Raw genomic sequence first — 12,394 nt, 5'->3', positions numbered from 1 at the left:
CCCAGGAGAGCGGAGGCCAGCCCGTGCCCACCCCCTATCGCAGCTACGTCGACTACGTCGCCCTCGGTGACTCCTTCACCGAAGGCATGTGCGACGACCTGCTGCCCGACGGCCACTACCGCGGCTGGGCCGACCGGGTCGCCTCGGCACTGGCGGCGGAGCACACCGACGGCCACTTCCGCTACGCCAACCTCGCCGTCCGCGGCAAGCTCATCGGCCAGATCCACGACGAGCAGCTCGCCCCGGCCGCCGCCATGGGCGCCGACCTGGTCACCCTGGCCGGCGGCCTCAACGACGTGCTGCGCCCCGGCTGCGACATCGACCGGGTCGAACGGCTGCTCGGCGACTGCGCCCGCGAACTGCGGGCCACCGGCGCCACCGTCGTCCTGTTCACCAGCACCGACCCCACCCGCAGGATGGCGGGCGGCGCCCGGCTGCTGCCCACCATCCTGCGGATGAAGGCCTTCGTGCAGGAACTCGGCCGGCAGGACGGCTTCGCCGTGGTCGACCTCTTCTCCGCGCCCTGCTTCGACGATCGCCGCATGTGGGCCGAGGACCGGCTGCACCTCTCGCCGGAAGGCCACCGGCGGGTCGCCGAGGGCGTGCTGGAGGCGCTCGGCCGCCCCGCCTCCTTCGACTGGCGCGCCCCGCTGCCCGTCGCCGCCCCGCCCGGCCGCGCCGAGCGCCTGCGCGCCGACGCCCGCTGGCTGCGCACCCACCTCGGCCCGTGGATCGGCCGCCGCCTGACCGGCCGCTCCTCCGGCGACGGCCGCCCGCCGAAGCGGGCCGAGCTGCTGCCGTACTCGTAGCGGCTGCCTTCAAGCTCCCGCCTGCGGGGCGAGTTCGAAGGCAGCCCCTAGGCCGCAGCCGGCTTCGGCTCCAGGACCAGGCTCGCCATCGGGGCGTGGGTGGTCCAGCCGAGCGCGGTGTAGAGCGCCTGTCCCTCCGGGGTGCCGACCAGTACGCCGGTGCGCGCGCCCCGCTCGTACGCGGCGGACTGCAGCGTCCGCATCACGAGGGCGCCCAGGCCCCGGCGGCGGAACTCGGGCACCGTGGTGATCTGGTCGGGGACGGCCACCGGGCCGGCCAGGCCCGCCTGGCCGCGGGCCGCCGGATGCCCGGCCTCGGTGCGCACCAGCGTCCGGAGCACTCCGCCGCGCTCCCAGATGGTCACGGTGTGGCCGGCCGGGGGCTCGGGCCGCTCGGGGGCGAGCGGGACGCTCATCAGGAAGCCCGGCGCGTCCAGCCGCCACTGCGGGCCCAGCCAGGGGCGCACGGTGTCGCCCTCGGCGAACAGCTTCAGCCAGGTGGTCGGCGCGGTGGTGGCCTCGGCGATCTTGCGGACCTCGGCCTCGGTCGGCTCGGGCAGCACGTGCCGGCCCACCTCCCCGACCGGCGCGCCGACGTCGATGCTCCAGCCCCAGGGCTGGTCCACCGGCTCGGCGGAGCCGCGCGAGACGGCCCAGCCCGAGATCCACATCCGGACCAGTTCCCTGATGCCCGGCTCCGTCATGATGCCCACCCTTTGCATGTAATAGTCACTTGTGCAGTTCATACCTTACAGGCGGTTCGGGTGGTCTGCCCAGTAGGATTTCGGGGTTCACGGCGCCGCACCGGCGCCCAGTTGGAAGGACCCCGGAACGTGCGCGAGACCCAGCCGCCGCAGGACCCCACGGCGGCCGCGCCGACCCCGCTCCAGTCCGACTGCGGCAGCTGCTTCGGGCTCTGCTGCGCCGCCCTGCCGTTCACCGCCGGCACCGACTTCGCCATGAACAAGTCCGCCGGCACCCCCTGCCGCAACCTGCAGACCGACTTCAGCTGCGGCATCCACGCGCGGCTGCGCGAGAGCGGCTTCCCGGGCTGCACCGTCTACGACTGCTTCGGCGCCGGGCAGCGGGTCTCCCAGGTGACCTTCGGCGGCCGCAGCTGGCGCGAGGAGCCGGACAGCGCCGGGCCGATGTTCGAGGTCTTCCCGATCGTGCGGCAGCTGCACGAACTCCTCCAGTACCTCACCGAGGCGCTCACCTTCGAGCCCGCCCGCCCCCTCTATGCCGAGCTGCGACAGGCCCTGGAAGAGACCGACCGGCTGGCCGGCGGCACCCCCGAGGAGATCCTCGCCGTCGACGTCCCGGCCCATCGGCAGCGCGTCAGCGAGCTCCTGCTGCGCGCCGGCGAACTCGTCCGCGCCGCCGTCCCGCGCCGCCGCGAACACCGCGGCGGCGACTTCTTCGGCGCCCGCCTGCGCGGCGCCGACCTGCGGGGCGCCAACCTGCGCGGGGCGCTCCTGGTGGCCGCCGACCTCGCCGGCGCCGACCTGCGGCTGGCCGACCTGATCGGCGCCGACCTGCGCGACACCAACCTGGCCGGAGCCGACCTCAGTACGGCCCTCTTCCTCACCCAGGCCCAGCTCCACGCCGCCCGCGGCGACGCCGCCACCCGCCTCCCGGCCGGCCTCACCCGCCCCGCCCACTGGCCCACCACGGCGCTGCCGGTGGCGGCCCCGGCGGCCAAGCCCCGGTCCCGGTCCGGTTCCGGGTCTGGTGCCGGGTCCGGGTCCGGGTCCGAGGCCGGTTCCGGTTCCGGCAAGTCCGGCGGCCGGCCGGCCCGGGGGCGTCGCCACTAGAGCGGCCCAGGGGCTACTGGCCCACCCGGCCGTCGACGCACTCGCGCAGCAGGTCGGCGTGCCCGCAGTGCCGGGCGTACTCCTCGACCCGGTGCAGCAGCACCTCCCGGATCGCGATCCCGCCCTTCCCGACCCGCTCGCCCAGGTCGGCGTACCCCGCCAGCGCGGCGTCCGTCGCGGCCTGCTCGCGTTCGAGGTCCCGGAACGAGGCCTCCACCACGGCCTGTTCGGCCACCGCCCCCTCGAAGTCGGCGTCCCGCGTGCCGTAGAGCTTGGGCAGCGGCTCGTCCTCGGTGAGCCAGTTGCGCCAGTCCCGCTCGACCTCGGCCAGGTGCCGGACCAGCCCGAGCAGGGACATCGTCGACGGCGGGACCGAGCGGCGGGCCAGCTGTTCGGCGTCCAGGCCCTCGCACTTCATCCGCAGGGTCAGCCGGTAGTTCGTCAGGTAGTCCTCCAGCGTCCCGAGTTCGCCGTCGGGGCTGGGGCCTTCGCTGTTGCGGGGGTCGGCGTCCGGGTCGGCCCACATGTCGGGGTAGACGCTCGCCTCGGTCCATCGCGCGGGTTGCTCGGTCATACCGTGCATGGTTGTCGCAACCGCCCCTGCCCGCCACCGAGTTATCGCCGCGGGCGCACGGGAAGTCGGCCGGTCCGACTTCCCGTGCGGGCAACGGCGCGGCTCAGTCGGTGAGCAGGCGGGCGCGCAGATCGGCGACCCGGTCACGGTCGATGCCGAGGGTGCCGGTGAGGTAGCCGTCGACGGAGCCGTAGCGGGCGGCGAGGTCGGCGAGGGTGAGGCGGATGACGGTCTCCGGGGCGCGGCCGTAGCCGGGCCAGCGCAGGACGCGGTCGGGGTGGGCGGCGTGCCAGTCGGCGACGAAGTGCGGGGTGGCGAGCTCGGTGAGGGCGAAGTCGGCGGCGATGTCGTCCTCGGCGACGCCCAGCAGGGTGAGCAGCAGGGCGGCGATGAGCCCGGTGCGGTCCTTGCCGGAGGCGCAGTGGAAGACGACCGGGGCGTCGGCGGCCGCGATCACGTCCAGGACCTGGCGGATCTCCTTCACCCCGTCCTCGGCGACCTCGGCGAAGCGGTCGGCGAGGTAGCGCCAGGGGTCGAGCTCCGGGTCGATCTCGGCCTGGTCGTAGGGGCGGTGCTCGATCGACAGGTTGTGGTATTCCAGTCCGTCGACGTCGGGCACCCGGCCCTTGGCGGCGATCTCCCAGGGGTAGCGGAGGTCGATCACGGTCCGGACGCCGAGGGCCCGGAGCTTGTCGAGGTCGGCGGGCGAGGTGAGCTTGCCGAGCGAGTCGGAGCGGTAGAGCAGGCCCCACCGTACGGACCGTCCTCCGGCGGCCGGATAGCCCCCCAGGTCGCGGAAGTTGTGCAGGGCATCGAAGGTGTGGTGACGCGTCGTCATGCGCGGCACTCTAGGACAGGCCGCTAGCCGGCGGCGGGCCGGCCGTAGCCGTGGGCGAGGAGGTCGAAGGCGCGGGTGGCGTCGCCGGCGGCCTCGGCGTGCAGGTCGTCGGGGGTGCGGCCGTCCTGGATGCGGCGCCAGTTGTGCAGGGCGAGGACGCGCTGGGTGGCGGTGACCTGGGCGGCGAGCAGTGCGGCGGTGAGCTCGCGGGGCTCGGGGAGGTCGGGGGCCTCGCGCAGGGCGTCGGCCAGGGACCGTTCGGCGCGGGCCACGTACTCGCCGACCCGGGCGGCCAGGCTCGGGGTGCCGTAGACGAGGGCGGTGAAGGCGAGGACGGCGGGGTGGTCGTTGAGACCGGTGACGGGGTCGCGCCGGGTCAGGCCGGTCAGGAAGTCCCGGAGCAGGGCGTCGAGCACCGGTTCGCCGGCGAGCCGGTTGCGGACGACCTCGGCGGCCTGTTCCTGGTGGTCGGCGAAGCGGTGGACGACCAGGTCCTCCTTGCTGGGGAAGTAGGAGAACAGGGTCGGCTTGGAGACCTCGGCGGCCGCCGCGACCTCCGCCACCGACACCTGGTCGAAGCCGTGCTCCAGGAAGAGCGCGATGGCCGCCTCGGAGATGGCCCGCCGGGTCTGCTCCTTCTTGCGCTCACGCAGTCCGCTCATGCCGTCAGGCTAGCAGAAACCTTGACTCGGGAAGGGTTTTGACCCGGTCGCCCTGTCGGCGCGGCGCCGTCAGGAGTTGATCGACTCCAGGATCCGGCGGATCGACTCCACCACCGGGGCGCCCGCCGTCACCAGGGAGGCGACGCCGGAGATGTTCCGCAGCGCGCGGCGCAGGACGGACGGCGGCGTGCCGGTGCCGTCGCCGATGGCCTCCAGTGACTCGTCCAGCACCTCGCGGTCCTCCGCCGGGACCTGCCCGCGCAACGCGTGCACGGCGGCGACGAGTTCGCGCATCGCCGCCCGGGGGTCGGCCGGGGCCTGGTGCTTGACGATGCCGATGTTGTGGTCGCCGTGCTGGGTGACGGAGTCGCCGAAGTGGATGTCGCCGCTCATCGGCCGACCTGCTTCCCTGTGTTGTGGTTGCCGTACTGGTTGATCCGGTCTCCGATGTGGACGTTCTCCACCTGGAGGGCGAACTCGGCCTGGGGGTTGTCGATCGCGTCCATGATCATCTGGATCAGGTCGCCGATCTGCCGCGGGTCGTGGCTCACCACCGCGGTGGTCGAGGAGTTGGAGGTCTCGATGACCAGCTTGTACAGCGCCCGCTGGCGCAGCCTGGCGACCAGGCGGTAGACGATGAAGACCAGACCGACGAGCACCAGCAAACCGGGGACGACCGCCGCCTGCGACTTCTCGAGGGAGTTCTGGACGAGCGCGCCGAGGGTGGCGGTGGCGAACACCAGCGCGAACAGCTGCCGGACGAACCGGATGATCGTCCGCGAGCGCTTGGGCGGCCACCAGACCAGCTGCCGCGCCCGGGCGATGTGCTGGAGCGGGTACGCGTCGCCACCGATCCACAGCACCCGCCGGCTCACGCTGACGTCGATCACGTTCCGTGCCAAGTCCGTTCCCCCTGCCCCTAGTGGCACAGGAACCATAGCAACCGACGCCGACATCGTGACGTGGAGTCAAGAGGGCGGCTCAGGAGGGAGAGTCAGGAGGGCGGGTCAGGAGGGAAAGTCAGAAGGGCGGGTCAGGACGCCGCCCGACGGGCGGTGACTTCGATCTCGATCCGCATCCGGGGGTCGGCGAGCCCGCACACCTGCATCGTGGCGGCCGGGCGGACGTCGCCGAAGCAGCGGCGCAGGACCGGCCAGCAGGGCTCGAAGTCCGCGCGCTCGGGCAGCAGGTAGCGCACCCGGACCACGTCGGTGAAGCCGCAGCCCGCCTCGGCCAGCGCGGCCGCGATGTTGCGCAGGCACTGCTCGGCCTGCTCGACCACGTCCTCGGAGATGGTCATGGCCGTGTAGTCGAACCCGGTCGTCCCGGACACGTGGACCCAGTCGCCGTCCACCACGGCACGGGCGTAGCCGATCTGCTCCTCGAAGGTCGAACCGCTGAGGATCGCGCGTCGCTCTGTCATGCCGGGAACGCTAGGTGGGCTGCGGGGATACGTCCAACACTCCGAGCGGGATGATCTGATATCCCTGGAGGTATGGAGCGCCCCGAACTCCCCCTCCTGCAGCTGCACGCCTTCGCCGTGCTCGCCGAGGAACTGCACTTCGGCCACGCCGCCGCCCGCCTCGGCATCGCCCAGCCGCCGCTGAGCCAGCAGATCCGGCGACTGGAGGAGAAGGTCGGCCACCCGCTGTTCCGGCGCGACCCCGGCGGCGTCGCCCTCACCCCGGCCGGCCGCGAACTCCTGCCCGCCGCACGGCGGGCCCTGACCGACCTCGCGGACGCGCTGGCCGCCGCCCGCGCCGTCGGCAGCGGCGAGGCCGGCCGGCTGCGGATCGGCTTCTCCGCCTCCCTCGCCCTGACCGTCCTGCCCGGCCTGCTGGACACCTTCCGGCAGCGCCGGCCCGCCGTGCACCTGGACGTGCGCGAGATGACCAGCGCGCCGCAGCTCGCCGCGCTGCACGACCGGAGCATCGACGTGGGGCTGCTGCGCGAACCGCCGACGGACGAGCCGGAGCTGCGCTTCCGGACGATCCTCACCGAGCCGTTCGTGGCCGTGCTGCCGGCGCACCATCCGCAGGCCCGCCGACGGACCGCCCGGCTCGCGGAGTTGGCGGACGAGCCGTTCGTGCTGCTGCCCCGGGAGGACGGGCCGCAGCTGTACGACCGGATCACCGGCCTGTGCGCCGGGGCGGGCTTCACCCCGCGGATCGGGCAGCACGCGGTGGAGTGGCAGACGGTGTGCGCGCTGGTCGGGGCCGGACTGGGCGTCTCGCTGGCCCCGGCGAGCATCCGGCGGATCCGCCTGCGGGGCGTCGCCTTCCGCCGCGTCGAGCCCGGCACCGCCCGCACCCGGGTCGCCGTCGCCTGGCGTGCCAACGACCCCAACCCCCTGGTGCGCCACCTGCTCGCGGCCGTCGACGAGGAGCAGCAGGCGGAGCCCTAGGCTCTAGACGCTGCGGTCGGCGAGCACCTCGCGGACGACGTGGCGGGCGTTGGCGGTCAGGGCTTGGTCGGTGTGCCGGTAGTACGGGATCGTCACCAGGGCGATCGAGAAGGCCCAGGCGCGGCCGCGGGCCCACATGGCGTCGTCGGCGCGCAGGGCGGCGCGGAAGGCGGGGCGGGCGGCGGCGGGCAGCAGGTTCCAGGCGGCGATCAGGTCGGCGGTCGGGTCGCCGACGCCCATCAGGGCGAAGTCGATGACCGCGGCGAGCCGGCCGGTCCGGGAGACCAGCAGGTTGCCGGGGGTGAGGTCGCCGTGCATCCAGACCGGCGGTCCGGCGTAGTCGGGCAGGCGCAGGGCCTTGTCCCACAGGGCGGTTGCGGCCGCGGTGTCGATGGAGCCGGCGAGCTGGGCGATGGCCGCGCGGGTCGCGCCGTCCCGGGAGGCGAGCGGGACGCTGCGGTGGCCGGCCGGGGCGTCGGTCGGGTTGACGGTGCGCAGGGCGTTGACGAAGCCGGCCAGGTCGCGGGCGAGCGCGTCGGGCGCGGCGAGGACGCCGACCGCGGGGTTGACGCCGTCGATCCAGTGCCGCACCGACCACTCCCACGGGTAGCCCGCGGCGGGCCGGCCGATCGCGAGCGGGGCGGGGACCGGCCGCGGCAGCCGTGGTGCCAGCCGGGGCAGCCACTGGTGCTCCCGGCGGACGTCTCCGGCCGCCCACTCCACCCGGGGCAGCCGGACGGCGAGTTCGGGCCCGAGGCGGAACATCGCGTTGTCCGTCCCGGCGGAGCCGACCGGCGTGATGGGAAGGCGCTCCCACTGCGGGAACTGGGCGGAGATCAGGCGTCTCACCAGGGCCGCGTCGACCACCGGCTCGTTGGGGTGCATCCGGGTGGCAGCGCACATGCCCGGCAGCGTACAGCTCCGGCCGTTTTCGTTCAGGCGTATTCCCGAAGTGTGCGGACTTATAGGCTGACGGCATGGTGATCAGTCAGCGGACGCCGGGAGAACGCCGGGCCCTGCACGCGGCCCTGGCCGTGCTGGCGCTGCTCGTCCTGCTCGGTGCGGTCGGGCAATACAGCGAGCGCCCGGGCGGCCTGCTGGTGCTGCGCGACTGGTTCGACCGGCCGCTGCTGCTGTGCACCGTCGCGCTGCCGCTGCTGCTGGTGGTGCTGTACTGCGTCACCTGGTCGGCCTGGATCCGGGTGGTCCTGGGCGTCGGCGTGCTGCTGACGGCCGCGGCGACGGTGCCGCTGTGGATCTTCCTCGACGACCCGCGGTCCACCGCGACGCGGCCGGCACCCGACCGCTCCGACCGGCGGATCGTCCGGCAGGAGGAGCCCGGGATGCTCAGCACCGCCCAGTGGGTCTTCGTCGACCAGGGCACCGGCCTGACCACCCGCCGCTGGCAGGTCGCCTACGCGGGCTTCCGGTACGGCGACGGGGTCGACGCCGCCTGGGACGGCCCGGACCGGATCAGGCTGACCTACGGCAGCCGGACGACGGTGATCGACCTCGCCGCCGACGGCCGGCCCGACGGCTCGCTCACACTGGAGTGACCCGCACCCCGACCGTGCCGCCCTTGCCGAAGCGCAGCACGTTCGCGGTCAGCGCGATCGCGCACAGCAGCCCGTACTTGCGCCGCAGCAGCTTGCGGTAGGCGGGCGCCCGGGCCGGGTCGAGCACGGCGGTGGCCGGGACCTGGGCGCCGAGCAGGTTGCCGCGGATGTCGCTCGGGCCGACCAGCACGTCGGAGCGGTTGCGCAGGCGCTTGACCTTGCCGGTCTTCGTCACGGTGGTGAAGACCAGCGCGTCGCCGTCCCGCGCGACCCAGACCGGGGTGGCGACCGGGGTGCCGTTCCTCCGGTAGGTGGTGAACAGCAGGTACTTGGCGGCGGCGAGCCGCTCCACCTCGGCGGCAGCGTCCAGAGTGTCCATGCCCGCCAGCCTAGGAAGCGGCAACTGGGCATCGCTTGAGCCTTCTTGGGGCCGCCGGCCGGGCACGCCACGCCCGGCCGCCCCGGGTACGGCCGGGCGTCGTCGTCGGCACCTGCCAGAATGCAGGGCGTAACGGCGAAAGCACTGAAGGAGAAGGTGACCGGCTTCGTGACCACGCCAGCCGAACAGGTGGCCCGCCAGGCCCAACAGGCGATCGAGCGCAAGATCGCCGAGGAACTGGGCGTCCGCGAGGGGCAGGTGAAGGCGGCCGTCGACTTGCTCGACGGCGGCTCGACCGTTCCCTTCGTGGCCCGCTACCGCAAGGAGGTCACCGGCTCCCTCGACGACGCCCAGCTGCGCAGCCTGGAGGAGCGGCTGCGCTACCTGCGCGAACTGGAGGAACGCCGGGCGGCCGTCCTGGAGTCGATCGAGTCCCAGGGCAAGCTGGACGACGCGCTGCGCGCCCGGGTGCTGGCCGCCGACTCCAAGGCCCGGCTGGAGGACATCTACCTGCCGTTCAAGCCGAAGCGGCGCACCAAGGCGCAGATCGCCCGCGAGGCGGGGCTGGAGCCGCTGGCCGACACCCTGCTCGCCGACCCCTCGCAGGATCCGACGGCGCTCGCCGGCGGGTACCTCAACGAGTCGGTGGCGGACGCCCCGGCGGCCCTGGAGGGCGCCCGGGCGATCCTGGTCGAGCGCTTCGGCGAGGACGCCGACCTGGTCGGCTCGCTGCGCGAGCGGATGTGGACCCGCGGCCGCGTGGTCGCCACGGTCCGCGCCGGCAAGGAGCAGGACGGCGCCAAGTTCGCCGACTACTTCGACTTCTCCGAGCCGTTCACCAAGCTCCCCTCGCACCGCATCCTGGCGATGCTGCGCGGCGAGAAGGAGGAGGTGCTCGACCTCGAACTCTCGCCCTACGACGGCGAGTCCGAGGGTGACCTGCCCGGCGAGAACGACTACGAGCAGCGGATCGCCGCCCGCTTCGGCATCGCCGACCGCGGCCGCCCGGCCGACAAGTGGCTCGGCGACACCGTCCGCTGGGCCTGGCGCACCCGGATCCTGGTGCGCCTCGGCATCGACCAGCGCGCCCGGCTGCGCGCCGAGGCCGAGGACGAGGCGGTGCGCGTCTTCGCCGCCAACCTGCGCGACCTGCTGCTCGCCGCCCCGGCCGGCACCCGCGCCACCATGGGCCTGGACCCGGGCTTCCGCACCGGTGTGAAGGTCGCCGTGGTGGACGCCACCGGCAAGGTCGTCGCGTACGACACGATCTACCCGCACCAGCCCGCCAACAAGTGGGACGCGGCCCTGCACACCCTGGCGGCGCTGGCGAAGAAGCACGACGTCGACCTGGTCGCGATCGGCAACGGCACCGCCTCCCGGGAGACCGACAAGCTCGCCGAGGACCTGATCAAGCGCCACCCCGAGCTGAACCTCACCAAGGCGATGGTCAGCGAGGCCGGCGCCTCGGTCTACTCGGCCTCCGCGTTCGCCTCGCAGGAGCTGCCGGAGCTGGACGTGTCGATCCGCGGCGCGGTCTCGATCGCCCGCCGTCTCCAGGACCCGCTGGCCGAACTGGTCAAGATCGACCCCAAGTCGATCGGCGTCGGCCAGTACCAGCACGACCTGAGCGAGGTGAAGCTCTCCCGCTCGCTGGACGCCGTGGTCGAGGACTGCGTCAACGCCGTCGGCGTGGACGTCAACACCGCCTCGGCGCCGCTGCTCACCCGGGTCTCCGGGATCACCGGCACGCTCGCCGACAACATCGTCGCCCACCGCGACGCCAACGGCCCGTTCCACACCCGCAAGCAGCTCAAGGACGTCGCCCGGCTCGGCCCCAAGGCCTTCGAGCAGTGCGCGGGCTTCCTGCGCATCCCCGGCGGCGAGGACCCGCTGGACGCCTCCAGCGTGCACCCCGAGGCCTACCCGGTGGTGCGCCGCATCCTCGCCGCGACCGGCGGGGAACTGCGCGAGCTGATCGGCAACGGCGCCGCGCTGCGGGCGCTGAAGCCCGGCGACTTCGCGGACGACACCTTCGGCGTCCCGACCGTCACCGACATCCTCGGCGAACTGGACAAGCCCGGCCGCGACCCGCGCCCGGCCTTCCGCACCGCGGTCTTCAAGGAGGGCGTCGACAAGATCGGCGACCTGGAGGTCGGCATGGTGCTGGAGGGCGTGGTCACCAATGTCGCCGCCTTCGGCGCCTTCGTGGACGTGGGCGTCCACCAGGACGGGCTGGTGCACGTCTCGGCGCTGTCCAGGAACTTCGTCAAGGACCCGCGCGAGGTGGTCAAGCCCGGCGACATCGTGAAGGTCCGGGTGCTCACGGTGGACGTGCCGCGCAAGCGGATCGGGCTCACCCTGCGGCTGGACGACGAGGTCGGGCGCGAGCGCGGCGACCGGGGCGGCGACCGCGGTGACCGTGCGGACCGGGGCGAGCGGCAGGCCCGTCCGCCGCGCCAGGAGCGGCGCGGCAGCGGGCAGGGCGGCCAGGGCGGCCAGGGCGGCCAGGGTAACCAGGGTGGTCAGGGCGGACGCGGTGGCCAGGACCGGCGCGGTGGCGGCCAGGGCGGTCAGGGTGGCGGCGGCGCGGCACCGGCCAACAGTGCCATGGCGGACGCGCTGCGCCGGGCCGGCCTGACCGGTGGCGGCGCCGGCGGCGCCGGCGGCGCGGGCGACCGGCGCTCCGGGCGGCGCTGAACCGGCGCTGACCGGCACTCCGGGCGGCGCTGAACCGGTGCTGACCGGCCGGGTGAACGAAGGCGGGGCCGGTGGACGTTCGCGCGTCCACCGGCCCCGCCGTCGTGCCGGTCGCAGTGCCCGTCGCAGTGCGGTGCCGGTCAGACCAGGAGTTTGTCCTTGGCCTTCTGGTACTCCTCGTCGGAGATGGCGCCCTTCTCCTTGAGGGCCGCGAGTTTCGCCAGGTCGTCGACGTGGCTGCCGCCGCCGGCGGTCGGCTCCGTCCCGGCCGCGTCCCGGATGTAGGACTTGAACGCGGCTTCGGACCGTTGCGCCTGCTCGATGTCGCGTGTGCTCATCGATTGCCCGCGTGCGATCAGGTACGCGAGGATGCCGATCAGCGGCAGGAAGATCACCAGGACCAGCCAGCCGGCCTTGCCCCAGCCGCTGAGGTCGTGGCTGCGGAAGATGTCCGTGATGATCTTGAACAGCAGGAAGAACCAGAGGATCCAGAGGAACAGCTCCAGCATCGTCCAGAAGATGTTGAGCACCGGGTAGTCCACGGCCAGCGATGTGGTGTCCATGGATGAGTCATATCACCACAAAACGGACATCGTCGCCCGATGCTCCGCCGTTCCAGTGGTCTTCCCCGACCGCGGGAATACCTCGGCCGGGCGACGGC

The 12,394-nt window shown here is 73.5% G+C and carries 14 protein-coding genes and 1 pseudogene; 5 read left to right on the top strand and 10 right to left on the bottom strand.

All coding sequences use genetic code 11. From position 1 onward, the window contains the following. Positions 1–23 precede the first annotated feature (23 nt). Entirely contained in the window at positions 24–809 is a 786-nt protein-coding gene (locus tag ACZ51D_RS28515) for an SGNH/GDSL hydrolase family protein (RefSeq protein ID WP_465618600.1), read from the top strand. Between the two features lie 47 nt (positions 810–856). On the opposite strand, the gene ACZ51D_RS28510 is transcribed toward ACZ51D_RS28515, so the two are convergent. Next, positions 857–1,513, bottom strand: a complete 657-nt coding sequence (locus ACZ51D_RS28510; protein ID WP_465618602.1) for a GNAT family N-acetyltransferase — start codon at positions 1,511–1,513, stop codon at positions 857–859. 129 nt (positions 1,514–1,642) lie between these two features. Between ACZ51D_RS28510 and ACZ51D_RS28505 the strand changes: the two are divergent. Then, positions 1,643–2,473, top strand: a pseudogene (locus tag ACZ51D_RS28505) (pentapeptide repeat-containing protein); the annotation flags it as partial. Positions 2,474–2,636: 163 nt separating this feature from the next. Here the strand turns inward: ACZ51D_RS28505 and ACZ51D_RS28500 are convergent. The 6 genes from ACZ51D_RS28500 to ACZ51D_RS28475 all read right to left on the bottom strand — a co-directional run bounded on the left by ACZ51D_RS28500 (position 2,637) and on the right by ACZ51D_RS28475 (position 6,120). After that, a complete protein-coding gene (locus ACZ51D_RS28500; protein ID WP_465663837.1) occupies positions 2,637–3,197 on the bottom strand; it encodes a DinB family protein in 561 nt (186 codons plus the stop codon). 103 nt (positions 3,198–3,300) lie between these two features. Next, complete coding sequence (locus ACZ51D_RS28495; RefSeq protein ID WP_465618606.1) at positions 3,301–4,035, bottom strand: tyrosine-protein phosphatase; 735 nt, start codon at positions 4,033–4,035, stop codon at positions 3,301–3,303. Between the two features lie 23 nt (positions 4,036–4,058). After that, a complete protein-coding gene (locus ACZ51D_RS28490; protein ID WP_360499326.1) occupies positions 4,059–4,697 on the bottom strand; it encodes a TetR/AcrR family transcriptional regulator in 639 nt (212 codons plus the stop codon). Positions 4,698–4,766: 69 nt separating this feature from the next. Continuing rightward, positions 4,767–5,090, bottom strand: coding sequence for a hypothetical protein (locus ACZ51D_RS28485; RefSeq protein WP_465618608.1), 324 nt, complete (start codon positions 5,088–5,090; stop codon positions 4,767–4,769). Further along, the gene (locus ACZ51D_RS28480) at positions 5,087–5,599 is read right to left on the bottom strand and encodes a DUF6232 family protein (RefSeq protein ID WP_465663836.1); all 513 of its coding nucleotides are present in this window, start codon (positions 5,597–5,599) and stop codon (positions 5,087–5,089) included. The genes ACZ51D_RS28485 and ACZ51D_RS28480 overlap by 4 nt, the downstream gene beginning before the upstream one ends. A 131-nt stretch (positions 5,600–5,730) precedes the next feature. After that, a complete protein-coding gene (locus ACZ51D_RS28475) occupies positions 5,731–6,120 on the bottom strand; it encodes a RidA family protein (protein WP_465663835.1) in 390 nt (129 codons plus the stop codon). Between the two features lie 72 nt (positions 6,121–6,192). Between ACZ51D_RS28475 and ACZ51D_RS28470 the strand changes: the two genes are divergently transcribed. Further along, complete coding sequence (locus tag ACZ51D_RS28470) at positions 6,193–7,101, top strand: LysR family transcriptional regulator (RefSeq protein ID WP_465663834.1); 909 nt, start codon at positions 6,193–6,195, stop codon at positions 7,099–7,101. 3 nt (positions 7,102–7,104) lie between these two features. Here the strand turns inward: ACZ51D_RS28470 and ACZ51D_RS28465 are convergent, their stop codons facing one another. After that, entirely contained in the window at positions 7,105–8,004 is a 900-nt protein-coding gene (locus ACZ51D_RS28465; protein ID WP_465618616.1) for an aminoglycoside phosphotransferase family protein, read from the bottom strand. Between the two features lie 74 nt (positions 8,005–8,078). Between ACZ51D_RS28465 and ACZ51D_RS28460 the strand changes: the two genes are divergently transcribed. Continuing rightward, complete coding sequence (locus ACZ51D_RS28460; protein WP_465618618.1) at positions 8,079–8,657, top strand: hypothetical protein; 579 nt, start codon at positions 8,079–8,081, stop codon at positions 8,655–8,657. Here the strand turns inward: ACZ51D_RS28460 and ACZ51D_RS28455 are convergent. Further along, positions 8,644–9,036 (bottom strand): PPOX class F420-dependent oxidoreductase, encoded by a 393-nt coding sequence (locus ACZ51D_RS28455; protein WP_360499340.1) that lies wholly within the window; start codon positions 9,034–9,036, stop codon positions 8,644–8,646. The genes ACZ51D_RS28460 and ACZ51D_RS28455 overlap by 14 nt on opposite strands. A 168-nt stretch (positions 9,037–9,204) precedes the next feature. Here ACZ51D_RS28455 and ACZ51D_RS28450 point away from each other — a divergent pair, with 168 nt between their 5' ends. Then, positions 9,205–11,733 (top strand): Tex family protein, encoded by a 2,529-nt coding sequence (locus tag ACZ51D_RS28450; RefSeq protein ID WP_465618621.1) that lies wholly within the window; start codon positions 9,205–9,207, stop codon positions 11,731–11,733. 140 nt (positions 11,734–11,873) lie between these two features. Here the strand turns inward: ACZ51D_RS28450 and ACZ51D_RS28445 are convergent, their stop codons facing one another. Next, complete coding sequence (locus ACZ51D_RS28445) at positions 11,874–12,296, bottom strand: SHOCT domain-containing protein (RefSeq protein ID WP_360499344.1); 423 nt, start codon at positions 12,294–12,296, stop codon at positions 11,874–11,876. Positions 12,297–12,394: the final 98 nt, after the last annotated feature.

This window comes from Kitasatospora sp. NPDC033851, assembly GCF_055576085.1.
Note: the sequence above shows the minus strand (reverse complement) of the source record. Positions and strands in the feature narration are given on the sequence as shown.